22 protein-coding genes are annotated in these 24,726 nt (G+C 70.5%); 14 read left to right on the forward strand and 8 right to left on the reverse strand.

The window, feature by feature from the left end:
• On the forward strand, nt 1-1,037 hold a 1,037-nt coding region (locus tag DEI86_RS14135; protein WP_111049949.1), incomplete at its 5' end, for a glycoside hydrolase family 3 N-terminal domain-containing protein.
• 102 nt (nt 1,038-1,139) lie between these two features.
• Nucleotides 1,140-2,519, forward strand: a complete 1,380-nt coding sequence (locus DEI86_RS16345; RefSeq protein WP_146244951.1) for a hypothetical protein — start codon at nt 1,140-1,142, stop codon at nt 2,517-2,519.
• A 152-nt stretch (nt 2,520-2,671) separates the two neighbouring features.
• On the opposite strand, the gene fabI is transcribed toward DEI86_RS16345, so the two are convergent.
• Nucleotides 2,672-3,439: an enoyl-ACP reductase FabI gene (gene fabI / locus DEI86_RS14145; protein WP_111049950.1), complete on the reverse strand. Its 768-nt coding sequence runs from the start codon at nt 3,437-3,439 to the stop codon at nt 2,672-2,674.
• The gene (locus tag DEI86_RS14150) at nt 3,436-4,518 is read right to left on the reverse strand and encodes a hypothetical protein (protein ID WP_111049951.1); all 1,083 of its coding nucleotides are present in this window, start codon (nt 4,516-4,518) and stop codon (nt 3,436-3,438) included. The genes fabI and DEI86_RS14150 overlap by 4 nt, the downstream gene beginning before the upstream one ends.
• Nucleotides 4,519-4,672: 154 nt before the next feature.
• On the opposite strand from DEI86_RS14150, the gene DEI86_RS14155 reads away from it, so the two are divergent.
• Entirely contained in the window at nt 4,673-5,383 is a 711-nt protein-coding gene (locus DEI86_RS14155; protein ID WP_181439793.1) for an SDR family NAD(P)-dependent oxidoreductase, read from the forward strand.
• A 24-nt stretch (nt 5,384-5,407) separates the two neighbouring features.
• Here the strand turns inward: DEI86_RS14155 and DEI86_RS14160 are convergent, their stop codons facing one another.
• Nucleotides 5,408-6,253: a formate/nitrite transporter family protein gene (locus DEI86_RS14160; protein ID WP_111010955.1), complete on the reverse strand. Its 846-nt coding sequence runs from the start codon at nt 6,251-6,253 to the stop codon at nt 5,408-5,410.
• A 148-nt stretch (nt 6,254-6,401) separates the two neighbouring features.
• Between DEI86_RS14160 and DEI86_RS14165 the strand changes: the two genes are divergently transcribed.
• From DEI86_RS14165 to DEI86_RS14185, 5 genes are all read left to right on the forward strand, one after another.
• Complete coding sequence (locus DEI86_RS14165) at nt 6,402-7,661, forward strand: ABC transporter substrate-binding protein (protein ID WP_111049953.1); 1,260 nt, start codon at nt 6,402-6,404, stop codon at nt 7,659-7,661.
• Nucleotides 7,662-7,698: 37 nt separating this feature from the next.
• Nucleotides 7,699-8,634 carry a carbohydrate ABC transporter permease gene (locus tag DEI86_RS14170; protein WP_375334773.1) on the forward strand — a complete coding sequence of 312 codons (936 nt, stop codon included), beginning with the start codon at nt 7,699-7,701 and terminating at the stop codon, nt 8,632-8,634.
• 26 nt (nt 8,635-8,660) lie between these two features.
• On the forward strand, nt 8,661-9,533 hold the full coding sequence (locus DEI86_RS14175; RefSeq protein WP_111049978.1) for a carbohydrate ABC transporter permease: 873 nt from the start codon (nt 8,661-8,663) through the stop codon (nt 9,531-9,533).
• A gap of 103 nt (nt 9,534-9,636) precedes the next feature.
• A complete protein-coding gene (locus tag DEI86_RS14180; RefSeq protein WP_111049954.1) occupies nt 9,637-12,075 on the forward strand; it encodes a glycoside hydrolase family 31 protein in 2,439 nt (812 codons plus the stop codon).
• 235 nt (nt 12,076-12,310) lie between these two features.
• A complete protein-coding gene (locus tag DEI86_RS14185) occupies nt 12,311-12,532 on the forward strand; it encodes a hypothetical protein (protein WP_111037344.1) in 222 nt (73 codons plus the stop codon).
• 119 nt (nt 12,533-12,651) lie between these two features.
• Here DEI86_RS14185 and DEI86_RS14190 read toward each other — a convergent pair whose 3' ends face one another.
• A complete protein-coding gene (locus tag DEI86_RS14190; RefSeq protein WP_181435223.1) occupies nt 12,652-13,170 on the reverse strand; it encodes an ATP-binding protein in 519 nt (172 codons plus the stop codon).
• Nucleotides 13,171-13,217: 47 nt separating this feature from the next.
• Nucleotides 13,218-13,721 (reverse strand): hypothetical protein, encoded by a 504-nt coding sequence (locus tag DEI86_RS14195; RefSeq protein WP_146244952.1) that lies wholly within the window; start codon nt 13,719-13,721, stop codon nt 13,218-13,220.
• Nucleotides 13,722-13,856: 135 nt separating this feature from the next.
• Between DEI86_RS14195 and DEI86_RS14200 the strand changes: the two genes are divergently transcribed.
• The gene (locus DEI86_RS14200) at nt 13,857-14,168 is read left to right on the forward strand and encodes a pyrophosphatase (RefSeq protein ID WP_111049956.1); all 312 of its coding nucleotides are present in this window, start codon (nt 13,857-13,859) and stop codon (nt 14,166-14,168) included.
• A gap of 84 nt (nt 14,169-14,252) precedes the next feature.
• Here the strand turns inward: DEI86_RS14200 and DEI86_RS14205 are convergent, their stop codons facing one another.
• Together DEI86_RS14205 and DEI86_RS14210 are read right to left on the reverse strand one after the other, a co-directional pair.
• Nucleotides 14,253-14,867, reverse strand: coding sequence for a hypothetical protein (locus DEI86_RS14205; protein WP_111037340.1), 615 nt, complete (start codon nt 14,865-14,867; stop codon nt 14,253-14,255).
• Between the two features lie 218 nt (nt 14,868-15,085).
• Complete coding sequence (locus DEI86_RS14210) at nt 15,086-16,102, reverse strand: LacI family DNA-binding transcriptional regulator (protein WP_111049957.1); 1,017 nt, start codon at nt 16,100-16,102, stop codon at nt 15,086-15,088.
• Between the two features lie 49 nt (nt 16,103-16,151).
• On the opposite strand from DEI86_RS14210, the gene DEI86_RS14215 reads away from it, so the two are divergent.
• Complete coding sequence (locus DEI86_RS14215) at nt 16,152-18,041, forward strand: sugar-binding domain-containing protein (protein ID WP_309146566.1); 1,890 nt, start codon at nt 16,152-16,154, stop codon at nt 18,039-18,041.
• Nucleotides 18,042-18,132: 91 nt separating this feature from the next.
• Here the strand turns inward: DEI86_RS14215 and DEI86_RS14220 are convergent, their stop codons facing one another.
• Nucleotides 18,133-20,037: a glycoside hydrolase family 35 protein gene (locus tag DEI86_RS14220; protein WP_258376564.1), complete on the reverse strand. Its 1,905-nt coding sequence runs from the start codon at nt 20,035-20,037 to the stop codon at nt 18,133-18,135.
• A 108-nt stretch (nt 20,038-20,145) separates the two neighbouring features.
• Here DEI86_RS14220 and DEI86_RS14225 point away from each other — a divergent pair, with 108 nt between their 5' ends.
• The 4 genes from DEI86_RS14225 to DEI86_RS14240 all read left to right on the forward strand — a co-directional run bounded on the left by DEI86_RS14225 (nt 20,146) and on the right by DEI86_RS14240 (nt 24,717).
• On the forward strand, nt 20,146-21,168 hold the full coding sequence (locus DEI86_RS14225) for a LacI family DNA-binding transcriptional regulator (RefSeq protein ID WP_111049958.1): 1,023 nt from the start codon (nt 20,146-20,148) through the stop codon (nt 21,166-21,168).
• Between the two features lie 228 nt (nt 21,169-21,396).
• Entirely contained in the window at nt 21,397-22,722 is a 1,326-nt protein-coding gene (locus DEI86_RS14230) for a carbohydrate ABC transporter substrate-binding protein (RefSeq protein ID WP_111049959.1), read from the forward strand.
• Between the two features lie 98 nt (nt 22,723-22,820).
• Nucleotides 22,821-23,828 carry a carbohydrate ABC transporter permease gene (locus DEI86_RS14235; RefSeq protein ID WP_258368691.1) on the forward strand — a complete coding sequence of 336 codons (1,008 nt, stop codon included), beginning with the start codon at nt 22,821-22,823 and terminating at the stop codon, nt 23,826-23,828.
• 10 nt (nt 23,829-23,838) lie between these two features.
• Nucleotides 23,839-24,717, forward strand: a complete 879-nt coding sequence (locus DEI86_RS14240) for a carbohydrate ABC transporter permease (RefSeq protein WP_111010969.1) — start codon at nt 23,839-23,841, stop codon at nt 24,715-24,717.
• The last annotated feature ends 9 nt before the right edge of the window (nt 24,718-24,726 follow it).

Below are 24,726 nucleotides of genomic sequence, written 5' to 3' on the forward strand. Positions count from 1 at the left end.
CCCCCGACCCGCTCGCCGGCCTGACGCTCGAGCAACGCGTCGGGCAGCTGTTCATGGTGGGCACCCCGGCGACCGCGGCGGGCGCCCAGGCGCTCGAGGCGGTGCGGACGCACCACGTCGGCAACGTGTTCCTCTCCGGCCGCTCGACGTCCGGCACGGCCGCGACCGCCGCCGTCGTCCGGCAGGTCACCGGTCTGGTGTCTGACGACACCACCGCGGGACTGCCGATGTTGGTCGCCACGGACCAGGAGGGCGGGCAGGTGCAGGTGCTCCGTGGCCCGGGGTTCTCGGACATCCCGGACGGTCTCGCCCAGGGCACGATGCCGCCGGCCGCGCTGCACGACGACGCGGTGACGTGGGGGCGGCAGCTCGCGGCTGCGGGGGTGGACCTCGACCTCGGGCCGGTGGTGGACCTCCTGCCCTCGGCGGCGACCGCGGCGGCGAACCCGCCGATCGGGCGGTACCGCCGCGAACTCGGCTTCGACCCGGGCACGATCACGGGCGCGGCCGACGCGTTCCGCGGGGGCCTGCAGGCGGCCGGCGTACAGAGCGTCGTGAAGCACTTCCCGGGCCTCGGGAACGTGACGGGCAACACGGACTACACGAGTGGTGTCACCGACAGCGTGACGACCGCCGACAGCCCGTCCGTGCAGGTGTTCCGCGCCGAGGTCCATGACGCCGCCCGGTTCGTCATGACGTCGACCGCGTACTACTCGCGGATCGACCCGTCGATGCCGGCCGCGTTCTCGCCGACGGTGGTCCAGGGCCTGCTGCGCGGCCAGCTCGGGTTCGACGGCGTCGTGGTCACCGATGACCTCTCGACCGCCGCGCAGGTGCAGCAGTGGACCCCGGCGCAACGCGCGGTCCTGGCGATCCAGGCGGGATCGGACATCGTGCTCGCCTCCGCCGACCCGAGCGTGGTCGACCCGATGGTCGACGCGGTCGTCGCGAAGGCCCGGACCGACGCGTCCTTCCGGCAGCAGGTCGACGCGGCCGCGCGGCGCGTCATCCAGGCCAAGCAGCAGTCGCTCGGCTGACGTCGCGTGCGCTCGCGGCGCGTGATCGTGCGGTCGGCGGGCCAGTCGGGCCTGCGATCTGGTTGCATGAGACGGTTCCTCGACGGCCGGAACCGGAGACCCATGTCCCTCCCTGAACACCACGTGCGACGACCGTGGACCCCGGCGGTGGTCGGCCTGGCCGTCGCCGTCCTCCTGATGGCCGCGGCAGTGTTGATCCCGAGACTGACCGGCTGGCGCGTGCACGTCATCGCGTTCCCTCCCCTGCACGCGCACTGGGACCCGCGGGTCGGGCCGGGGACACTGCCGGCGGTGGCGCTGGCGGTGCTCGGGGTGGTGTTCGCACACCGGGTGGCCGCTCGGGCGCGCTGGGCGGTGCTCGTGCCCGGCGCGTATGCGGTCACGCTGGCGTGGTTCGCGGCGCTCGCACTGGTCGACGGCTCCCACGGCATCGGTCACGTCCTCGACACCCCGTACGAGTACATGGACACGGCGCGGGCCGTGGCTGGGCATCCGTTCGCCCAGACCCTCCACGGGTTCATCCCACGCATCGTGGGCGGCCCGGGCAAGTGGCCGGTCCACATCGCCGGGCACCCGCCCGGGGCGTTGCTCTTCTACGTGGTCCTCGTCCGGCTCGGGTTCACGACCGGCCTGGCGGCGGGCTGGATGACCTTGCTCGTCGCGGCGACGACGCCGGTCGCGGTGCTGCTCACCCTGCGTACCCTCGGCGCCGATTCCGCCGCCCGCCGTGCCGCCCCGTTCCTCGTCCTCGGTCCCGCAGCGGTCTGGTCGGCCGTCTCCGCCGACGCGGTGTTCGCTGCGTGCGGTGCCTGGGCGGCCTGTCTGTTGGCGCGGTCGGCGACGAGCCGGCGCGGCGGGGCCGCCGCCGCGTGGGGTGTCGCAGCGGGACTGCTGTTCGGGTACAGCGTCATGCTCTCCTACGGGCTGCCCTTGCTCGGCGTCCTGGCGGTGGGGGTGCTCGTCGCGGCACGTTCGTGGCGACCACTCGTGTGGGGGCTGCTCGGTGCCGTCGCGGTCGTCGGGGCGTTCGCGCTGTGGGGGTTCGCCTGGTGGGAGGCGTACCCGGTCCTCCGCGAGCGGTACTACAACGGCGTGGCACACAAGCGTCCGTTCGGGTACTGGGTCTGGGGTGACCTGGCCGCGTTCGCCTTCAGCGCGGGACCGGTGATCGGGCCTGCCGTCGCACAGACGCTCGTGCGCGCACGCGCGCTGGTGCGCGGTCACGGCTGGATCCATGCGTACCGGCGGCTCCCTCGGGCGGCCGTCGTCCCGGTGGTCCTGGCACTCGCCGGCGCCGCCATGGTGTTCCTCGCCGACGTGTCGGGGATGAGCAAGGCCGAGGTGGAGCGCATCTGGCTGCCCTTCGCGCCGTGGGTGCTCGTCGGGACGGCGTTGCTCTCACCCCGCTGGCGATGGGCTGGCCTGGTCGTCCAGGTCCTGACCGCCCTCCTCGTGCAGCACACGCTCGACACGGGATGGTGAGACGACGCTCCAGACCACGCGATGCGGCCTGCGAGGGGTAGCATCGACCTGTCCGCGGCGTTCCCCCCAACTCCGCGGATCCGCCCCGGCGGGCTTCCCCCGAGTCCGCCGGGGCATTTCCACGTCCCGGCCGGGTCGACCTCCGGCCCCGGTCAGTACTCGACCGCGTGGAACCCGCCGTCGGCGTGGACGATCGACCCGGTCGTGGCCGGCAGCCAGTCGGAGAGCAGCGCGACGACCGTCCTGGCCACGGGGGTCGCGTCGGTGCGGTCCCAGGCGAGCGGCGCACGGTCCTCCCAGAGCCCGTTCACCTGGTCGATGCCCTCGATCGCCCGCATGGTGAACGAGTCGACGGGGCCGGCGGCGACGAGGTTGGTGCGGATGCCGCGCGGACCGAGGTGCAGCGCGAGGTACCGGTTCACGGACTCGTACGCCGCCTTGGCGACGCCGGCCCAGCCGTAGACGGGCCAGGCACGGGAGGCGTCGAGCGTGCACCCGACGACGCTCGCGCCCGCGCCGAGCAGCGGGTCCGCGCCGCGGACGAGCGATTGCAGCGAGTACGCGGAGACCCGGAACGAGTGGGCGACGTCGTCCCACTCGGCATCGCTGAACCCGTCGCCGACCACGGACGGCAGGCTCGCCGAGATGCAGTGCACGACGCCGTCGAGTCGGTCGGTGTGCTCGCGGAGCCGGCCGGCCAGGAGGCCCACGTCGGCCGGTTCCTCGGCGTCGAACTCCACGACGGGCGCGGTCGTCGGCAGCCGTCGTGCGACGGCCTCGGTGATGCGACGGCGCCGCCCGAACCCGCTCAGGATCACGGTGGCGCCCTGCTCCTGCGCGATCGCGGCGGTGCGGAACGCGATCGAGGACTCGGTGAACACGCCGGAGACGAGCACGGTCTTGCCGGCGAGGAGGCTCACGAGCGTGCCTCGAACGACAGCAGCAGGTACCGGCTCGCCGCCGCGGTGCGGTCCACCCGCGCCGCGCGGACGCGGAACCGGGCGGGGGAGCCGTCGTCGCGGACGAGTCGCACGTCGTGCGTGGCCGCGTCGTGGTCGACGCTCCGACGCGCGGCGGCGACGAACTCCTCGAAGGCGGGACGGTCCTCCGCGAGCGCGAGCGAGGCGATGTCGCCCTCGAACGGCTCGTGGAGCCCGAGCCGCCCCCAGCTCGGCGACGTCATGAACGTCGACGACTGGAGGCAGTCGACGGCGGCGTACGCGACGTCACCCGCGAGCGCGAAGTAGGCGCGGGCGAACTCCGCCGCGTCGACGATGTCGAGACCGGTCGTGCGGTACGTGCTCGGCTTCGGGACCTCCCGCGTGAACCCGTAGGCGTAGAACACGCCCGGCCGGTCGGGCAGGACGGTCGACGTGCCGACGAGAGCCAACTGCTTGCGGCCGGGGTTCGGCGTGTCCGGGCGGGTGACGGCACCGAAGGTGAGGAGCTGGTGCACCCCGTTCGCGGCCGCGAGCCCGGCGTCCACCGTCGTCTTCACGCGAGCACGCTCCTCGTACGGCAGGAGTCGCGTCAACCAGTCGCCGACCGGACCTCGGCTCGACTGGACCTCGTCCGGGGTGAACTCGTGCAACCGGTAGAGGTCGGCGTCCCACTGCGACGAGGTCGACCCGACGTTGTTGCCGGACGTGTCCACCGTCCACTGCCAGGCACCGATGAGCGGCGGTTCCGGCACGGGGTCGGCGGCCGGGACGAACACGCCGTACGCGCCCGTCACGTGCGACCGGTCCGGCGTGATCACGGGCCGGGCGTCGACCTGGTACGCATCGCCCCCCAGGTGCACGATGCGTCGCAGGGCCGCGCCCGACCCGATCACCTCGGACAGTGCGGGGAGCAGCACCTCGCGCGCGCGGCGGTCCAGGTTCCGCCGAGGGCTGACCCCGGCGTGCTCCTGGTCACCGACCGCGAGCAGGGTCGTGACGGCACCGAAGTGATCGACGACGACCCACCGGCCGACGGGATCGACCTCGGTGTTCGCCATCCTGTGCCTCCGCGCTCGGGATCCCGGGGCGGGCACGGCAGGGCCGGACCGAGCGCGTCCGCGCCCCAGAACGTCCAGCCTGAGCCGCTGTCCAGCGGCCATGCTCACGAGGCATCCGCCCCGCACGAACAGGACCGTAGCAGATAATCGACCCGTGCAGACCGACGTCGAACCGCTGTCCGTGATCGTGTTCGGGGCATCGCGGGGCATCGGCGCCGCGACGGCCACGGCGTTCCACGAGGCCGGCCATCGCGTCGTCGGCACGCACCGTGGTTCGGGCGTCCCGTCCGGTGTCGTCGGGGTCGAGGCCGACATGCGCGACGAGGGATCCGTGGCGGACGCGGTGCGCATGGCGGTGGAGCACGGAGGGCTCGACGTCGCGGTGGTCAACGCCGCCGTCGCACCGCAGGAGCTCCTGGTGCGGATGACCGCGGCGTCGATCCGCGAGGTGCTCGAGGTGAACCTGGTCGGGGCGATGCTCGCGACGAAGCACGTGGCGAAGGCGATGAACCGGCAGCGGTCGGGCTCGATCGTGCTCGTGTCGTCCGAGAGCGCGCGCGTCGGCATCCCGGGCAGCAGCCACTACACGGCGTCGAAGGCTGCGCTCGAGGGTTTCATGCGGTCGGTCATGTGGGAGTACGGCCCGCGCGGCATCCGGATCAACGCCGTCGCACCGGGCCCGACCGAGACCGACATGCTCGCCCCGATGACGGACGAGCACCGTCGAGCCCTCCTCGAGCGGATCCCGCTCGGGCGGGTGGGGCGTCCCGACGAGATCGCGGACGTCATCCGGTGGGTGGCGCAGAGCACGTTCCTCAACGGAGCGGTCGTGCCCGTGACCGGCGGCGAGGGCTTCGGGGTCTGACCCCGCACCCGACCACCGGGTGCGTCAGTCCGCCTGCTGGTGGGAAGCGCGATCCGGGTGGTCGTGCGAGGTCTGTCGCCGACCCTGCATCAGCTCCTTCGTCCGGAGCAGCCGGAGTGCCGTGACCAACACCAGGCCGCCGAGCAGGTTGAACAGCAGCGTGTACCCGAACCACCCCAGCCACTGTCCGTACGTGATGTCGACACCGCTCTGGATCGCGCCGAACACCAGCAGCGAGTCGAGGATCGAGTGGAACAGCTGGAGGCCCGCGAGCAGGAACCCGCCGGCCACGGCGGCGACGAGCTTGGCGGGATCGGAGTCCGTGCCCTGCTGCATCCGGGTCATCAGGGTGATGGTGCTGCCGCCGAGCACGGCCAGCACGACGCTCTGCAGGTCGAACGGGGCGTCGATGTAGTGGTGCGCGGCCTCGCTGAGCGTGGGGTGCCACTGGGGGAACGCCTGGACGACGAGCCACATGAACACCCACCCGCCGACGAGGTTCGCGACGAGGGTGCCGCCCCACAGCTTGAGGAGTTGCAGCAGGCTCCCCTCGCGCGCGACGACGGCCGCGACGGGCATGAGGAAGTTCTCGGTGAACAGCTCGCTGTGCGCGAGGTGCAGGGCGATGAACCCGATGCCGAACGCGAGTCCCGCGAGCAGGTGGCTCCCGGTCTCGGTCAGGACCGCGAGGTAGGCCATCACGCCGAGGCCGACCTCGAGACCACCGAAGAACCCGGTGATGAGCACCGCCCGCACGGTCCGCTGCAGCCGTTCCGCGCCCTCCTCGATCGTCGCCTCGAAGGACTCGAGGAGTTCGTCCTCGACGGGCGCGTCGGTGGAGCCGAGTTCGCGGCGTCGATCGTCGGTCATGCTCCGGAGGGTAGGCGGCCTCCCTGGTCGGACGGGACGGACCCCGGCGGCCACCGCTGAGCGGCCCGCTTGACACCGGATTTTGAGCGCTATAAATTGGCGCGCACGCCGCAATCAAGGGAGATGTCGCGTGTCCCGTCCTGTCTCAGTGAGCCGCCGGTCCTTCCTCGTCGGCTCCACCGCACTCGCTGCGCTCGGTCTCGCCGGCTGTGCCGCGCCCGGTGCCGGCGGCGGCACCACGCACCTCCGGTTCTACGAGCAGAAGCAAGAGGTCATCGCCTACTTCGACACGCTGCTCCGCCAGTTCGAGCGGGAGCGGCCGGGCATCTCGGTGGTGCACGACTCCACCAACGTGATCGCCCCGCAGTTCGTGCGCGGTGCCCCGGCGGACGTCGGCTGTTTCAACGACAACCTCGAGCTCGCCCGGTACATCAAGCGCGGCGTGCTCAGCGACATGTCCGACCTGCCCTCGGCCCGGACCGTCCGCACCGACATCCGCTCCCTGACGGACCAGTACGCGACGTACCCGGGCCGGACGAGCGTGCTGCCCTACTCCCTCGCGGCGGCCGGCGTCATCTACAACAAGAAGATCTTCGCCGACCACCACCTGCCGGTGCCCGAGACGTGGTCGCAGTTCGTCGACGTCTGCAAGGAGCTCAAGCAGGCCGGGATCACCCCGATCTACGCGACCGACAAGGACACGTGGACCCTGTGGCAGGGCCTGTTCGACTACGCGGTCGGCAGCCTCGTCGACACGGGACGGTTCTTCCGGCGGATGAAGGAACTCGGCACGGACGTCGGACCCGACTCCGAGGTCTCGTTCGAGAAGACCCTGGCGGTCCCGATGGAACGCGCCAAGACGATCTCGACGTACTTCAACCCCGACCACGCCGTCCGCTCGTACGCCGACGGCAACCTGGCGTTCGGCAAGGGCCAGGTGGGGATGTACCTGCAGGGGCCGTGGGCCCTCGGGCAGATCGCGCTCGTCGACAAGCACCTGTCGGTCGGGACGTTCCCGCTGCCCGTGTCCGAGGACCCGGCGGACCGCAAGGCCCGGGTGAACATCGACCTCGGCCTCTACATCCCGACCGCGACGGCACACCGCGAGGAAGCTCGCGAACTCGTCGAGTTCCTCATGCGTCCGTCGGTCATCGACGCCTACAACCAGGACAACCTGGCGTACTCGACGCGGAAGGGCGCGCCCGCGCAGCAGGACGAGCGGGTGGCGGGCCTCCAGCCGTTCGTCGACCGGGCCGCGTTCTACCAGGGCGCGGGGACGTTCATGCCGAACTCGATCCCGCTCGGCAACTACCTGCAGTCCGCCACGCGGAGCGGGAACTTCGACGGCATGCTCCGCCAGCTCGACGCGGACTGGCGGCGCCTCGCCGGACGGGACGCACTCGTATGACCCCCATGACGATGTCCGACCTCGACGAGGAGCGATCGTGACCCTGCAAGCACCCCTGTCGGACCGAACCGCCGATGAACTGCCGCCGAGACCGACGACCCGGCCCGCTCGACGGCGGCGCGTCGACCCGATCTACGCCCTGTTCCTGTTCCCGGCGCTCGCGCTGTTCACCGCGTTCGTCGTGGTGCCCGCCGTGATCGGCATCTTCTACAGCTTCACGAACTACGTCGGGTACGGCCGGTGGTCCTTCCTGGGGCTGCGGAACTACACCACGCTGTTCACGGATCCGAACATCATCGCCTCGTACGGCTTCACGCTCGGGTTCGCGGCGGTCACGGTCGTCGTCGCGCAGGTGATCGCCCTGGCGCTCGCCGTGGCGCTGTCGCGGCGGATCCGGTTCGCGGCGCCGCTGCGGAGCGTGTTCGTCATCCCGATGGTGATCTCCGGGATCGTCGTCGCGTACGTGTTCAACTACCTGTTCTCGAACTCGCTGCCGGCCCTCGCCACCGCGGTCGGGTTCCACCCGCTCGAGCAGAGCATCCTCGGCAACCCGGACCTCGCGTGGCTCGCCATCGTGATCGTGTCCGCCTGGCAGACGATCCCCGGAGCCCTGCTCGTGTACACCGCCGGCCTCACGGCGATCTCGGACGACCTGTACGAGGCGAGCGCGCTCGACGGCGCCAGCTCCTGGAAGCAGTTCCGCTCCATCACGCTGCCGCTCATCGCCGGGTTCATCGTCATCAACACGGTGCTCGGCGTGAAGGGGTACCTCGGCGCCTACGACGTCATCGTCGGCCTGACGAACGGTGGCCCGGGCACCGCCACGAGCAGCGTCGCCATGACGATCTTCGGCGGCTTCACGGGCGGCGACTACGCGTACCAGATGGCCAACGCCACGGTGTTCTTCATCGTCACCGTCGTGATCTCCGTCGCCCAGCTCCTCGTCACCCGCGGAAGGACCATCCGACTGTGACCTCTGTCGACCTCCACCACGACCAGATGGCCGGCTCCAGCGCCGGCCGCCCCACCACCACGCGTCGGCGTCGTCGGCTCGGTCGCACGAACTGGCCGCTGACCGTCCTGCTCATCCTGGCGTCGCTGACGGTGCTCGCCCCGCTGTGGGTCACGCTGTCGATGGCGTTCAAGACGAGCGCCCAGTCGGTGGACGGCAACGCGTTCTCGCTCCCGGCGCCGTTCAACCCCGCGAGCTTCGTGCAGGCGTGGCGGCTCACGCACTTCCCGGTGTCGTTCGGCCTGTCGCTCGGCGTCGCCGCGATCACGGTCGTCCTGACGCTGTTCCTCAGCTCGCTCGCCGCGTTCGCGATCGCCCGCAACTGGGACAAGCGGATCTACCGCTGGTCGCTGTACTACCTGCTCGCTGCGCTGTTCCTGCCGTTCCCGGTGGTCGCCCTGCCGCAGATCCAGCTCACGGCGTTGACCGGCCTTGACAACCCCGTCGGCGTCGGCATCCTGCACGCGATGTTCCAACTGTCGTTCAGCGTGCTGCTCTACTCGGCGTACCTCCGCTCGCTGCCGATCGAGCTCGAGGAGAGCGCCCGCATCGACGGCGCGACGACGTGGCAGATCTTCTGGCGCATCGTGCTGCCGCTGCTCGGTCCGATGAACGCCACGGTCGGCATCTTCGCGTTCCTGGCGTCGTGGAACGACTTCATGATGCCGTCGCTCATCACCGCGGACCCGAGCCTGCAGACCCTGCCGGTCGTGCAGAACATCTTCCAGAGCCAGTTCGGCACGAACTACAACGTCGCGTTCGCGTCGTACCTCATGGCCATGGCGCCGACGATCGTCGTGTACCTGTTCGCCCAGCGCTGGGTGATCAGCGGCGTGACGCAGGGCGCCGTCAAGCACTGACCGACGGTCGCCGCCCGCGCCGACGACGGGGTCCCGCCCGGGAGGCCCACCCCACCGCACACGGGTACCGTCGCGTCCGACCACCCCACCGACCTGGAGGACCATGTCCGACTCCGTCACGCAGCCCACGCCCGACGCCACTCCGACCGCGCTGCCCGTCATCCGGCCGCTGCCCGGCGCCGCGCCGCGGGCGCGCGACGACCAGCAGGTCCACGGCGACGGCTGGCGCATCACGGTGCTCACCGAGGGGCTGTTCCGCGTCGAACGGTCGGCCGACGGCGGGTTCGAGGACCGGGCCTCCACGTTCGCGATCCGCCGCGACCTGCCGGCCGTGCCGTTCGACGTCGAGCGGTCCGGCCGGGGCGTCGTCGTGACGACGGCCCGGGCACGGCTGCGGTACGACGGCGGCCCGTTCTCGGCGAGCGGGCTGCTCGTCGAGATGATCGGCGCGGACACCGGTCGGTGGCGGTACGGCGAGCCGACGCGGGACCTCGGCGGGACGGCGCGGACGCTCGACGACGTCGACGGCCGGACGGACCTCGAACCGGGCGTGGTCGCGCCCGACGGCATCGCGGTGGTCGACGACGCCGCCTCGTTCCTGTTCGAGGACGACGGCTGGGTGGGCGTGCGCGGCGCGGACCGCGAGGACCTCTACGTGTTCGCGTACGGCCGCGACTACCCGGCCGCCGTCTCGGCACTGTACGCGGTCTCGGGACCGCCCACGCGCCTCCCGCGATGGGCACTCGGCAACTGGTGGAGCCGGTACCACCCGTACACGGCGGACAGCTACCTGGCGCTCATGGACCGGTTCGACGACGAGGGCGTCCCGTTCTCCGTCGCCGTGATCGACATGGACTGGCACCGCGTCGACTCCGTGCCGTCGCGGTTCGGGAACGGGTGGACCGGCTACTCGTGGGAGCGCTCGCTGTTCCCCGACCCGGAGGGGTTCCTCACCGCCCTGCACGAGCGCGGCATGCGGACGACCCTCAACCTGCACCCCGCCGACGGCGTCCGGGCGTTCGAGGACGCCTACCCGACGATGGCGCGGGCGCTCGGGGTCGACCCGGAGACGGAGCGCCCGCTGCCCTTCGCGCCGACGGACCGCGCGTTCCTCGAGTCGTACTTCCGCGACCTGCACGACCCACTCGAGGACCAGGGCGTCGACTTCTGGTGGATCGACTGGCAGCAGGGGCGCACCTCCGACCTGCCGGGGGTCGACCCGCTCTGGGTGCTCAACCACTTCCACCACCTCGACGCCGCCCGGAACGGCGGCCCGGGGATGACGTTCTCGCGGTACGCGGGGCCCGGCAGCCACCGGTACGCCGTCGGGTTCTCGGGCGACGCGGTCGTGTCGTGGGCGTCGCTGGCGTTCCAGCCGGAGTTCACGGCGACCGCCGCCAACATCGGCTACGCGTGGTGGAGTCACGACATCGGTGGCCACACCCGCGGCGTGCGCGACGACGAGCTGGCGACGCGCTGGGTGCAGTTCGGGGTGTTCTCGCCGATCATGCGGCTGCACTCCGCCAACAACCCGTTCATCCGCAAGGAGCCGTGGTCGTTCCCGCCGGAGCACCGCGCCGCCATGGACGACGCCCTCCGGTTCCGCCACCGGATGGTGCCCTACCTGCACACGATGAACCACGCGGCGGCGGCCGGCACCCCGCTCGTCCGGCCGATGTACCACCTGGAGCCGCGCCGGAGCGAGGCCTACCGCGTCCCGAACGAGTACGCGTTCGGGTCCGAGCTGCTCGTCGCGCCGATCACCGAGCCGCGCGATCCCGCCTCCCTGCTCGGGAGCGTCCGAGCCTGGCTGCCCGCCGGGACGTGGACCGACGTGTTCACCGGGACGGTCTACCGCGGCGACCGGAGCCTCGCGTTCCACCGGCCGACCGCGTCGATCCCCGTGCTCCTGCGGGCCGGCGGGATCCTGCCGCTCGACGCGGGTCCCGACCTCGACGCGACCCGGAACCCGAGCGAGCTCGAGGTGCTCGTCGCGCCGGCGGCCTCCGGGACGTTCGTGCTGGCGGAGGACGCCGAGGACGACGACGCGGGCGCTGCCGCCGCCGGTCCGGCCGTCCGGACCGAGCTCGCCTGGGACCTCCCGACCCGCACGTTCCGCATCGGACCCGCGGAGGGCCGGGGCGACCTGGTCCCGCCCGTCCGGACGTGGACGCTCACCGTCCTCGCCGCCCTGCCGGACGGACCGGTGACCGTCGACGGCGCCGAGGTCGCCGTCACCGGGGTGGACGGGCGCTGGAGCGTGACCGCGACCGTCCCGTCCGACGTCGGCGCCGTCGTCCGCATCGCGGGGGAGGTCCGGGTCGGCCCCGACCGACGTGCCGCGGCCCGCACCGTGCTCGCCGACGCGCAGATGGGCAACCCCGAGAAGCTCGAGGCGTGGGAGATCATCGCCGGTGACCGACCCGTCGTGGACCGGCTCGCGGAGCTCGATGCCGTGGCGCTGCCGCAGGCGGTCCGGGCAGCGCTCACCGAGTTGCTCGGGGCGGTGGTCGGGGAGGTTCCGCCGGGCGATGTGTCCTGAGCGAGCTCCGTTGTTCTGGAGGCCGGCCGGCTCGCGGGTACCGCTGACTTCACTGCGAGAGGTCGCGGAGTCCCTACGTGAGACCGCCTGCGCCCCGGTCGGCGCGGGGATTCCCGGCCGGCGGGCGGCCCAGTGGGAAGTTCGCTGGACGACCCGCTATCGGCCAGCGGTAGCGGGCCTGAGGCCTCGGGTGGATGACGGTCGCCCGGGCGATGTCGACCGGTAGGTTCAGGTCGTGTCGATCGTGCTTGCGCAGAACCTCTTCGGTATCGCGTTGGCACTCGGAGCAGCCTCGCTGCTGATCGGGCTGATGCACCAATGGCGACGCATCTTGCAGCGTCGGCAGACGGGGGCGACGCAAAAGCTGCGCTCCTCTCCATTCGAAGCGGTGTGTGTCATCGTCGGCGGTGCGCTCGTACTCCTCGCCCTATTCCTCAGCGGGATGGCTTTTCCCTAGGAGCTGCTCGTCGCACCGGCTTCGTAGTCCTCGCCGGCGCCGTCGAATCAGTCACGAGCGTGTGCAGACTGACGAGATCGTCCAGTAGCCGATCGGCTATCGGTCGCCGTGTTCCGTGCTCAAGCGAAGCCCCCCGAGTGTGTCCGGTGAGAGTCGACCCGCAACAGCTCCTCGGCAGACACGGGTTCGAACAAGTCCCATGCCGAACGAAGGTGTTCCGACGTGATCGGCGCGGCCCCGGAGGCACCTTCCTCGTTGCGCTTCTGCAAGCGGGTCCACAGCGTGTCGTAGTCGACGTCGAACACGTGAAGGTCGATGAGTGCGCCGCAGGAGCGGGCGTCGGCGAACTTCTGGGCCCGTTCAGCCTTCATCCACAGGCCGTCTTCGAGGATCACATCGACACCTCGCCGCAGCAGGACGAGGGCGTGTTGGTACAGCGCGGCTTGTAGCCGCTCGTGAAACGCGCTCTCGGAATGCGGGACGCCCAGCCGGTCCTGCCACTCATCCGTAGCGAGGCGCACGCCTTTGCCTTCAGCTTCGAGGCGACGCGCGAGCGTCGTCTTGCCCGAACCTGGCAACCCGGAGAACAAGGTGAGGGTCGCGGCGCGATCCCCGAACCTTCGGCCCTTGCGTTGCATGCCCCGAGCGTGCCACCCCCGGGGATTTACCGCGCAAGGCTCGACCATCAGACATCCGCGTTCACCCAGGCCCTGAGCAGGCTGTCGACCTGCTCCTCCTCGCTCATGTCGGTGACGTCGACGACGAGGTCCACTGCCGGCGGTGAGGCGGCGATCCGATGGAGGAGCTCGAACTCCTCGTCCGTGATGTAGACCGTCCGCGTCGCTGCTCGTGCGCGGGCTGCATCGAGGCTGATCACGAGGTGAACGACGAAGCACCCGGGCAATTCCGCGCGGTACACGGGCAGGGTCTCCTGGGTCACCACGTCGGATGCAGTGACGGCGAAGCCGGCGGCGAGCAGGTTCCTCGCGAGGGCCGCGACGTTGCGGGTGGCGAGAGCGTGCTGGGCACGACCCTCGGAACCGGACCACAGGGTGGCGTCGCCTGCGACGACGAGTTGACGAATGTCGTCACCGTCGATGTATGCGGCGCGCTCGTGGGAGACCGCGAGGGCCCGCCCGCATGTCGTCTTCCCGACTGCCGGGCCGCCCGAGAGGATCAGTGGTCGCATCATCGCGTCCTTCCATCGTGGCCAAAACTACCGAGGTGCAAGCTCGACGTCGGAGCGGGATCGGCCGTAGGACAGGGATGGGGGACGCATCAACCATCCACTACGGCTCCTCGTCATCGATGGGACACTGCTGTCGTGCAGATCGACGAGCTGAGCGACGAGGTCGAGGAGGTCTCGGCCTTCTACGCGGAGCGCCACGGCATCGATCGGTCCGATGACTGGTTCGTGTTGAAGCTCAACGAAGAACTCGGGGAGCTGACGCAGGCGTACCTCGCCCGCGCCGGGCAGGCACGCGACAAGGGACGCTCCGACGTCGAGCTCGAGGGGGACTTCCGATCAGAGCTGGCGGACGTGCTCGCGCAGGTGCTGTTGATCGCGCGCCGCTTCGACGTCGACTTGGCCGAGGAGGTCGCTCGGAAGTGGCTCGTCTGGAAGCCTTCCCATTAGCCGATCGTTCACCAGAGACCGACGGCGGTCGCGGGCGGGGGACGGAATCGGGAGCACTCCGAGAGCGAGCGACCGGCTCCCGCTTCAAAGCGTTTCGAGGTGCTCTGTCGCGGCGAGAACTCGGTTGCGCCTGTTTGCCTCCACGAGACCCGCAATCGTGACTGCCACGGCTGTAGCGAGTTCGAGAACGAGCAGTGCTGACCCCCACCCACCGACCGTGCGGATCAACGACCCCGCGAAGCCAGCGACACCCAGACCCATGCCGATCAGTGGCGGCAGTGCGGCGCGTGTCGAGCGCCGTTGCGACAGGTGTGTGGCGCGAACGAGCCTCGCAGTCACTGGGGTGACTGTTTCTTTCCCGCGAATCTGCCGTCCGATGGTTCGACGTTGCGCCTTGTCGAGAACCTGGAACGGGCGCTCCGGTGCCTCGATCGTGTAGGGCAGCAGGGTGTGGAGCTGTCGCGCGCGGATCCAGCTGGTGAAAGCGACGCCGGCTCCCGCGACGGTGAGAAGAAACCAGATCAGCGTCGTCGAACGGAACGCGGACGTGACGGTGACGAGAAGCCACAGGCTGCACAGACCTGCCGCGCCCGCCTGCTGCGAGATGCCGACGACGGTGGCTCCGTGCTGGGCAAGGCGCTCGGCGCGCCGACCCGCGATCACGAAGTTGTCGTCCCCGACGAGGTCGTGTGATTCCACAACTGCGAACCAACCACAGATGCCCAGACGGAGACAACCGCCCGATGCCGTGAGAGTGGACTGGTCGGTGTCTCGATGGTCGGGACTTCATCGAACGGGCGCGGCAGGCTGAGCCCGCGGTCACGTGGCGGTCACGATTGCAGCGACGTCGTGTTCGGACAGTCCCAGCGGCGTCGTGCCGATGGGCCCGTGCGGTCGTCGGAGGGTGATCGCGCGGGTCAGCGCGGCGTCGCCGGCGCGCTCTCGCGCACGAGGATGCGGTGCCCCACCGTGTGGTGCGCCCCGCCCTGGTGCGCGCCGTCGAGTTCCCGGAGCACGAGGCCGAGCGCCCGTTCCGCGAGCCCGTGCGTGTCGGGGGCGACCGACGTCAGGCTCGGGTCCGTGCTCGCGCCGAGCTCGATGGCGTCCCACCCGATGACGGCGACGTCGTCGGGGACGGTGATCCCGTGTCGGCGGAGCGAGCGGAGCGCGCCGATGGCGGCGAGGTCGTCGCGGCAGAGCAGGGCGTCCATCCGCAGGCCGGCGTCGAGCGCCGCGTCGAGGGCCTCCTCGGCGCCCCGCGCGTCGCCGACGTCGCGGGGGACCAGGAGCGTCGGGTCGTCCGGCAGGCCTGCCCCGGCCAGTGCGCGCCGGTAACCCTGGAGTCGGAGGGTCGAGGTCCGGGAGGCCTCGCCGACCTCGTGCCCGAGGAACGCGATGCGCCGTCGGCCGAGACCGAGCAGGTGGGCGACGGCGTCCTCGGCGGCGGCGACGTTGTCGATGGCGACCTGGTCCGAGGTGGCGGGCTGCGGGTCCTCGCCGAGGAACACGACCGGCATGCCGCGGCGCATCCCGTCGAGCTCGCCGGCGCTGAGCATCTGGGGGTGCATGACGAGGGCGTCGATCGTGCCGGCCTCACGGTCGGCGAGGACCGCGCGTTCGCCCTCCGCGGTGCCACCCGTCTCGATGAGCAGCAGCCGGTAGCCGTGCGACTCGGCCACGCGCGCGAACACGTGGGCCAGTTCGGCGAAGTACGGGCGGCGGAGGTCGGGGAACGCGAGACCGAGCATCCGGGACCGTCCGGTGGCCAGGCTCCGGGCGAGTCCGTTCGGTCGGTAGCCGAGCTCGTCGATGGCCGCCTGCACCCGCGCGCGCATCCGCGGACTGACGTGCTGGTACCCGCGCACGACGTTCGAGACCGTCCCGATCGAGATGCCGGCCCGGTCCGCCACGTCCTGCAGGGTGACGCGATCCATGCGGGAAAGGGTATCGCCACGCGCGTTTGAAGCGGTATAAATTCGACTCGTGCACATCGACGACGCTGTCCCCACGACGCCCGCCTCCCCGTCTCCGGTCGCTCCGCCGGTCGCCGCGCCGACCCTCCCGGTCGCGAGTCGGCAGGACGGCACCCACCCGCGTCCGCAGCTCATCCGCGGGCGATGGGCCTCCCTCGACGGCACCTGGTCGTTCCGCCACGACGACGCCGACGCAGGCCTGATCGCGGGCTGGACCGTGGGCCTCCCGGACGCCGGTGTGATCACCGTGCCGTTCCCGCCGGAGTCGGTCGCGTCGGGTGTGGACGAGCCGGGGTTCCACCCGGTGGTCTGGTACGCGCGGAGCATCTCCGCGGAGGATCTCGAGCGTGCCGGGCATTCGGCCGATGCGTCGCGGGTGCTGCTGCACTTCGGCGCGGTGGACCACCGCGCGAGCGTCTGGATCGACGGCGCACTCGTCGGGACGCACGAGGGCGGGCACACGCCGTTCACGATCGACGTCACCGCGTCCGTGGACGACGGCCGGACCCACACCCTGGTCGTCCGCGCCGAGGACGACCCCCACGACGTCACGCAGCCCCGCGGCAAGCAGGACTGGCACGAAGAGCCGCACGCGATCTGGTACCGGCGCACCACCGGGATCTGGCAGACCGTCTGGCTCGAGGCCGTACCGCCCGTGTCGGTCGAGGCGCTGCGGTGGGTGCCCGCGGGTGCGACCGCCGTCGCGCTCGGCGTCCGCCTGCGCGGCGCGGCACGGGCGGGCGCACGGATGCGCGTGGCACTCCGTTGGGAGGACCGTGGCGAGGACCTCGGGACGACCGAGGTCACGGTGCCCACCGCCACCGACACGGTCGACCTCGTCCTGCCGATCGCCCGGCAGGTGAACGGGCAGGCCGAGGACGAGATCCGCTGGAGCCCGGAACACCCCAGGCTCGTCGACGCGACGGTCACCCTGCTCGACCCCGCCGGCGCGGTGCTCGACGCGGTGTCCTCGTACCTCGGGCTCCGGACCGTCGCGGTCGACCGGGGTGCGTTCCTGCTCAACGACCGGCCCTACGACGTCCGGAGCGTGCTCAACCAGGGGTACTGGCCGGACTCGAACCTCACGGCGCCCTCGCCCGAGGCCTTGCGGCGCGAGGTCGAGCTCATCAAGGAGCTCGGGTTCACGGCGACCCGGATCCACCAGAAGATCGAGGACCCGCGGTTCCTGTTCTGGGCGGACCGCCTCGGCCTCCTGGTCTGGGGCGAGGCGCCGGGTGCCTACGCGTTCACCCCGACAGCGGTGCAGCGGCTCATGCGGGAGTGGATGGACGCCGTGGAACGCGATGTGTCGCACCCGTCGATCGTGACCTGGGTGCCGCTCAACGAGAGCTGGGGCATCCAGCACGTGCCGCAGGACCGCGCCCAGCAGGCGTACTCGCGCGCCCTCGCCGACGTGACCCGGGCGCTCGACCCGTCACGGCCGGTCATCTCGAACGACGGCTGGGAGCACACCGCGTCGGACATCCTGACCGTGCACGACTACGAGGGTGACGGTGCCGTCCTCGCCCGTACCTACGGCGATGCGGCCGCCCGGACCGCGGTGCTGTCCGGGATGGGACCCGCCACCCGGCGGATCCTGGTCGACGGCGTGGAGGACCAGGGCCAGCCCGTCATGCTCACCGAGTTCGGCGGCGTGCAGTACCAGCCGGGCGCACGGCGCGAGGACGGCTGGGGCTACACGGCCGCGACCGACGGCGACGACTACCTCGACCGGATCACGGCGCTGTACGACGCGATCCGAGCGAGCACGTTCCTGGCGGGCTCGTGCTACACGCAGCTGACGGACACGCTGCAGGAGACGAACGGGTTGCTCACCGCCGAGCGCGAGCCGAAGGTGCCGATCGAGCGGATCCGCCGCGCGGTCACCGGGCGCGGCTGAGCGCCCCCGCCCCCAGGAAACCGCCTGGTTCCGACAGGTCGGCGGTCGGACGACACCGGGGAAGTCGCCCGTTCCCGTTCGGGGGAGGAGGTCAGAACTCCTCGACGTACTCCTCGGCTGGGCCGAGTTCCGGTCCGTCCCGGAGTTCGAGCACGGTGCCGAGGCGTTCGAGATCGAGCACGGTGACGGTGTTGGTGCCTGGACGGAGGAGCGGGGCGGGGCAGTACAGGGTGACCTGCGGACCGATCTCCCAGTAGCGGCCGAGCAGGAACCCGTTGACCCACACGAAGCCCTTGGTCGAACCAGGCAGGGCGAGGAACGTGTCGGCCGGCTCGTCGACGTCGAGGGTCGCGGTGGCGAAGCCGGAAGCCGGCGCGGTCGTGGCTCGGGTGACGGGAGCGCTCGTCGCGGCGTCGAGCTGGTCCGGGCCGAGGTCCTGGAGTGGTACTGCCACGCTCTCCCAGCCCTGGACCATCCTCCGGTCGACGAGCACCGGCCCGAGCAACCCCTTGCGGCCGCCGAGGAGCGGACCGTAGTTCACCCGTCCCAGGGACTCGACCACGACCTCCAGACGGATCGCGTCACCGGTGCCGGTGACCGTCACGGAACCGCTTGGGCCGTCGACGACGCCGACCGGCGCCCCGTCGACCAGGACCACCGCGCGGTCGCGTACCTCCGTCAGGGTGAGTTCGTGGACGCCTGCGGGGATCCGAGGGAACGCGACGTGGACGACGAGACCCGCGTCGAGTCCGAGGTCCTCGTACGCGGCGGGGAGCGGCCGGAACACCGACCGCTCGCCGACCGCCCGGAGGCCGGGGAGCAGGTCCGCACGGCGCTGCAGCGCGATCGTCCGCGGTGGCAGGTGTGATGGTTGCGCTGCGACGCGGAGCGGCACCGAACCGTCGACACCGAGCTCGGCACGCATGGCGTGGAACTTGGGGGTCAGCGTGCCGTCCTCGGCGATCGGCGCGTCGGAGTCGTAGCTGGTGACGGTGGGCTGCAGGACGCCGTCGAGTTCGTTCGCGCCCGCCCAGAGGCCGAAGTTCGTGCCGCCATGCGCCATGTACACGCTGACGCTGCCGTGGTCGTCGAGGATGCCCGACAGCGTCGACGTGGCGCTCGCGACGGAGCGGACGTGATGTGGCTCGCCCCAGTGGTCGAACCATCCATTCCAGTACTCGGCGACGACGAACGGCTCCTCGGGTCGGCGGTCCGCCTGCAGCCGCCGCGCCGCCGCCGGCCGGGAGCCCATCGTGACGGCGGCGAGGGTCCCCGGGACGCTCCCGCCGTCGAGCATGAGGTCCGTGGGGCCGTCGGCCGTGAAGAGCAACTCGTCGATCCCGCGTGACACGAGGGCCTCGCGGTTCCAGAGCAGGTAGGCATGGTCGTCGCCGTAGCTGCCGAACTCGTTCTCGACCTGGAGTGCGACGACGGGGCCGCCACGGTTCGCCTGCAGGTCCCGCACCCGGGGGACCAGCTCGTCGAACCACGACCCGACCGGGCCCGTGAAACCCGGGTCGGAGCTGCGGAGCGCGACCCCGCGGGCGGTGAGCCAGCTCGGGAGGCCCCCGTTCGACCACTCGGCGCAGATGTACGGTCCGGGGCGGACGATGGCGTCGAGGCCTTCCTCGCCGACGACGGTCAGGAACCGCTCGAGGTCCCGCCAACCGTCGAACCGGGGAGCGCGCTGCTCGTGCGGCTGGTGGAAGTTCCAGGGCACGTACGTGTCCACCGTGTTGAGCCCGAGGTCTGCGAGCCGCCGGACACGGTCCCGCCACAGGTCGGGATGGACGCGGAAGTAGTGGAGGGCTCCCGAGAGGATCCGGTGGGGTGCGCCCTCGCGGTACAGGCGGCGGTCCGCCCACGTGAGGGTCGCTCCGGATTGGATCGTCGTCCCACTGGTCCTCGTCGGATCCGCGTCCGGGATCATCGATCCGGTCGGTTCGAGCAGGGTCGAGCGCACCGGCGCGACGCCGGTCGAGGGCAGATCCGTCACGCCGCGATCGTATGTTATCGATGCCATCTCTGCCAACATCGGCGGGAACGGCTCGCCGAGCAGCGGTCGCGATGGCATCGATGCCGACCGCACTGCCACAGTAGGCACATGACCGAGACCGACATCCACGCCGTCCGCGGTCCGAGCATGACCGATGTCGCGCGGGCCGCCGGGGTGTCCGCGCAGACCGTCTCGCGGACCCTGCGCGACTCCCCGAACGTCAACCCCGAGACGCGTCGACGCGTCCTCCTGGCGGTCGAGCAGCTGGGGTACCGACTGAACAACGCGGCCCGGATGCTGTCGTCCGGCCGGTCCCGCACGCTCGGACTCGTGCTGCTGCAGTCCGGCGGGTACTACTCGCGCTCGGCGGTGACGGCGGGTGTCGAGTCGGCGGCCGAGGCCGCCGGACTCGCCGTGAGCATCGCGACCATCGCGTCCCTCGACACGGGCCAGATGGAGCGGTCCTTGTCGAAGCTCGCCGACCAGGGGGTCGAGGGCATCGTCATCGCGGTCCCGCTCATCTCGGTCACCCGCAAGATGGAGGAGATCACCCGCGAGATCCCCACCGTCACCGTCGACGGTTCCCGCACGGCCGGCGCCGCCGTGGTCGGGATCGACCAGCGGGCCGCCGGGCGGCTCGCGACGGAGCACCTGCTGACACTCGGGCACGGTCAGGTGTGGCACGTGGGCGGACCGGACGAGTGGATCGAGGCCCGACAGCGTCGGCAGGGCTGGGAGGACGCCCTGGTGGCCGTGGGGATCGAACCGCCGCCGCCGCTCGAAGGGGACTGGTCGCCTGCCTCGGGTCACCGGCAGGGGCAGATCCTCGCCATGATCCCCGACGTGTCCGCGGTGTTCGTCGCGAGTGACGAGATGGCCTTCGGGGTCATCCGCGCCCTGCGCGAGCACGGGCGGCGGGTGCCCGACGACGTCTCGATCGTGAGCGTCGACGACATCGCGCTCGCGGCCTACTGCTCGCCGCCGCTCACCACGGTCCGGCAGGACTTCCACCGTGTCGGTGCGGCCGCCGTCGACCTGTTGCTCGCGCCCGGTGCCAGCCGTCCGCTGACCGACGACGGGGCTCCGGAGCTCGTCGTCCGGGCCACGACCGCCGCTCCCGCCGTTCGCTGAGTCGAGGGAGCGGCCGGCCGGGCGAGCGCCGTGCCGTTTGTTTCCGGCTCATGAACCTGCTTGCGCGTCCGTGTTATCGATGCCACAGTGTTGACATCGGCGAACCAGGAGCACCCCGACCGGCACGCGGACGACGACGACGCCGATCCGTGCCCGGGCTGGCGGACCGGAACCACCACCCCCACTTCGACCCGTCCGGGCAACGCGCCCACGGAAGGACCCACAACGATGAAGAGACCGCTCGTCATGATCGGGGCCGCCGTCGCGGCGCTCGGACTGCTCGCCGGCTGCTCGACGACGAACTCCGGCTCGTCGTCCAGCGGCTCCACCACGCTGGACTTCGCCGCGCTCCAGGGCGGCTACGGCACCGCGATGTACCACAAGGTCATCGACGCGTACGAGAAGCTCCACCCCAGCGTCCACATCAAGCTCACGCTGTCGAAGGACATCGAGGACGAGATCACCCCGCAGATGAAGGCCGGGAACTACCCGGACCTCGTCGAGCTCGGCGAGGGACGCGCGGCCGGCCTCACCGAGACGATGGTCAAGGACAAGGCGCTCGAGGACCTCACCCCGGTGCTCAAGGAGAAGATCCCGGGTCAGGGCGGCACGGTCTCATCACAGTTGACCGGGGGCATCGTCGGCAACCTGGCGACCAACCCGTACGGCACCGACAAGACCTACCTGATGCCCGTCTACTACGCGCCGACCGGCCTGGTGTACGACAAGCACCTGTTCGCCGAGAAGGGCTGGGCGGTCCCGACGACCTGGAAGCAGATGTTCCAGCTCGGCGACGAGGCCAAGGCGCAGGGCATGTCGCTGTTCACCTACCCGACGACCGGCTACCTCGACTCGTTCTTCTACGCGCTCACGGCTGACGTCGGTGGCAAGGCGTTCTACGACGACGTCATGAACTACAAGCCCGGGATCTGGGAGACCGCGAAGGGCAAGAAGGTCCTCGACATCGCGACGAAGCTGCTGAGCTACGCCGCCCCGACCACCGTCGGCTACGCGAACGAGCAGGACTACCTGAAGAACCAGCAGAGCGTCATGGACGACAAGGCGCTCTTCATGCCGAACGGGACGTGGGTCTCGACGGAGATGGCGAGCGCACCGCGGGCCTCCGGGTTCGAGTGGGGACTCATGCCGCTGCCGGCCGTCTCCGCCGGTGACGAACGGTACATCGCGACGCAGACCGAGGCCGTGTGGGTGCCGAGCGCGGCGAAGCACAAGGACGCGGCGAAGGACTTCATCGCGTTCATGTACTCGAAGAAGGCCGCCAAGCTGTTCGCCGCCTCCGGGGCGATCCAGCCCATCAAGGGCGTGTCCTCGCTCCTGACCGGCGACAACAAGTCGTTCTACAAGGTCTACGACGAGTCGGGCGTCAAGCCGATCGTCGGCGGCTTCGCCAGTACCGGGACGGTCCAGGGCGTCAGCATCCAGGACACCCTCTTCGGCACCGCCAACAGCATCATCACCGGCGACAAGACCGAGGCCCAGTGGCGGAGCGCCCTGAACGCCGCGAGCAACAAGCTCCACGCTGCGAAGGACTGACCGGAAGCATCGGACACCCGCCCCGGCGGTCCCGCTGATCCCGGGACCGCCGGGCCCCACGAGGGACCACACGAGGAACCAAGCGAAGGACGTCAATCGTGACCTCAACCTCCACACCGCCGGCACCGACCACGGTCGCCGGTACCCCGGCACCGGTCGCGCCCTCCCGTGAGCGCCGGATCCGGCGGATCCAGCCGGGCGTCGCACGCCAAGGGAGCGGTGGCCGTCGCGGCGGTCGGGGCTTCGTCATCGCCTGCCTCGCCCCGGCGCTCGTCCTGTTCGCCGTGTTCATGGTGTGGCCGACGATCAGCGTGTTCCGCATGTCGTTGTTCACCTGGAGCGGTTTCTCGCCGACCGCGCAGTTCGTCGGGCTCCAGAACTTCGAGGCGCTGTTCCAGGACCAGCAGTTCATCCGGGCGTTCGAGAACACGGTCGCGCTGCTCGTCGTCGTCACCGTCGTCACCATGGGGATGGCACTGTTCCTGGCGGCGATCATGACCCGGCAGTCGCTCCGCGCGAAGAACCTTTACCGGTTCATCCTCTACATCCCGAACATCCTGTCGGTCGTCGTGATCGCGGCGATCTTCTCCGCGATCTACGACCAGGACAACGGGCTCATCAACGGCTCGCTCCACCTGCTGTCGCTCGACGGGCTCCGTCAGGTCTGGCTCGGCGACCAGCACATCGTCGTCTACTCCGTCGGCATCGCCATGGTCTGGCAGTCGCTCGGCTACTACATGGTCATGTACATGTCGAGCATGGCGAGCGTCCCCGAGGAGCTCTACGAGGCCTCGTCGCTCGACGGCGCGAGCAACGGTCGCCAGTTCTTCACGATCACGCTGCCGCTCATCTGGCAGAACCTCCGCACCACGCTGACCTTCTTCATCATGAGCGCGGTCAACCTCAGCTTCGTCCTCGTGCACGCGATGACCGGCGGTGGGCCCGACGGCTCGAGCGAGGTGCTCCTGTCCTACATGTACAAGCAGGCCTACACGAACGGGTCATACGGCTACGGGATGGCGATCGGGGTCGTCATCTTCGCGTTCTCGTTCCTCGTCTCGCTCCTGGTGAGCCGGGCCACCAAGCGCGAGCCGCTGCAGTTCTGAGGAGTCGACCATGACCACCATCACCACTCGCCGCCCCCGCGTCGGCCGCACCCTCACCTACGTCCTCGTCATCATCGCCTCGCTCGCCACCGCGGTCCCGGTCGCGTGGGTGATCTTCGCGTCCGTCAAGAAGAAGAGCGAGTTCTACGGCAGCCCATGGGCGCTGCCGCAGGGTTTCCACTGGCAGAACTACGTCGCCGCGTTCGTCGACGCCCAGATGGGCCAGTACTTCCTGACGAGCGTGCTCGTGACGCTGCTCGGGCTCGCTTTCGTCCTCGCGGTCTCGATTCCCGCCGCCTACGTCATCGCGCGCTACGAGTTCCCGGGCAAGCGGATCATCGAACTCGCGCTGCTCGCGGGCCTGTTCGTCAACGTCAACTACATCGTCGTGCCGATCTTCCTCATGCTCGTCGGCTGGGACCGGGCGATCAGCTCGATCGCGCCGAACGGGCTGTTCCTCAACGACCCCGTGATGCTCTCCCTCGTCTACGCGGCGACGAGCATCCCGTTCACGATCTACCTGCTCACCGCGTTCTTCCGCACGATCCCGGTGGACTACGAGGAGGCCGCGTCGCTCGACGGCGCGAGCCGGTTCGGCGTGATGACCCGGATCATGCTCCCGATGGCGCGCCCCGCGGTGACCACCGTGATCCTGTTCAACTTCCTCGCCTACTGGAACGACTTCATCATCTCGATGACCCTGCTGACCGGGTCGCACAAGACGGTCCAGGTCGGTCTCCTCAACCTGATGACCGCCGAGAAGGCCGCCGCCGATTACGGACGTCTCTACGCCGGCATGGTCATCGTCATCGTCCCCGTGCTCATCGTGTACGCGCTCATCCAACGTCGGCTCATCGAGGGCATGGCGTCCGGCGGGGTCAAGGGATGAGCGCGGCAG

It is taken from the genome of Curtobacterium sp. MCBD17_028, assembly GCF_003234875.1.
Lineage (GTDB): Bacteria > Actinomycetota > Actinomycetes > Actinomycetales > Microbacteriaceae > Curtobacterium.

What these genes read in the sequence shown, in the direction of transcription:
- DEI86_RS16345 (WP_146244951.1), top strand. Translation starts at nt 1,140, where the DNA reads ATGTCCCTCCCTGAACACCACGTGCGACGACCGTGGACCCCGGCGGTG.
- DEI86_RS14150 (WP_111049951.1), bottom strand. Translation starts at nt 4,518, where the DNA reads ATGGCGAACACCGAGGTCGATCCCGTCGGCCGGTGGGTCGTCGTCGAT.
- DEI86_RS14160 (WP_111010955.1), bottom strand. Translation starts at nt 6,253, where the DNA reads ATGACCGACGATCGACGCCGCGAACTCGGCTCCACCGACGCGCCCGTC.
- DEI86_RS14175 (WP_111049978.1), top strand. Translation starts at nt 8,661, where the DNA reads ATGGCCGGCTCCAGCGCCGGCCGCCCCACCACCACGCGTCGGCGTCGT.
- DEI86_RS14180 (WP_111049954.1), top strand. Translation starts at nt 9,637, where the DNA reads ATGTCCGACTCCGTCACGCAGCCCACGCCCGACGCCACTCCGACCGCG.
- DEI86_RS14190 (WP_181435223.1), bottom strand. Translation starts at nt 13,170, where the DNA reads ATGCAACGCAAGGGCCGAAGGTTCGGGGATCGCGCCGCGACCCTCACC.
- DEI86_RS14195 (WP_146244952.1), bottom strand. Translation starts at nt 13,721, where the DNA reads ATGCGACCACTGATCCTCTCGGGCGGCCCGGCAGTCGGGAAGACGACA.
- DEI86_RS14210 (WP_111049957.1), bottom strand. Translation starts at nt 16,102, where the DNA reads ATGGATCGCGTCACCCTGCAGGACGTGGCGGACCGGGCCGGCATCTCG.
- DEI86_RS14225 (WP_111049958.1), top strand. Translation starts at nt 20,146, where the DNA reads ATGACCGAGACCGACATCCACGCCGTCCGCGGTCCGAGCATGACCGAT.
- DEI86_RS14230 (WP_111049959.1), top strand. Translation starts at nt 21,397, where the DNA reads ATGAAGAGACCGCTCGTCATGATCGGGGCCGCCGTCGCGGCGCTCGGA.
- DEI86_RS14240 (WP_111010969.1), top strand. Translation starts at nt 23,839, where the DNA reads ATGACCACCATCACCACTCGCCGCCCCCGCGTCGGCCGCACCCTCACC.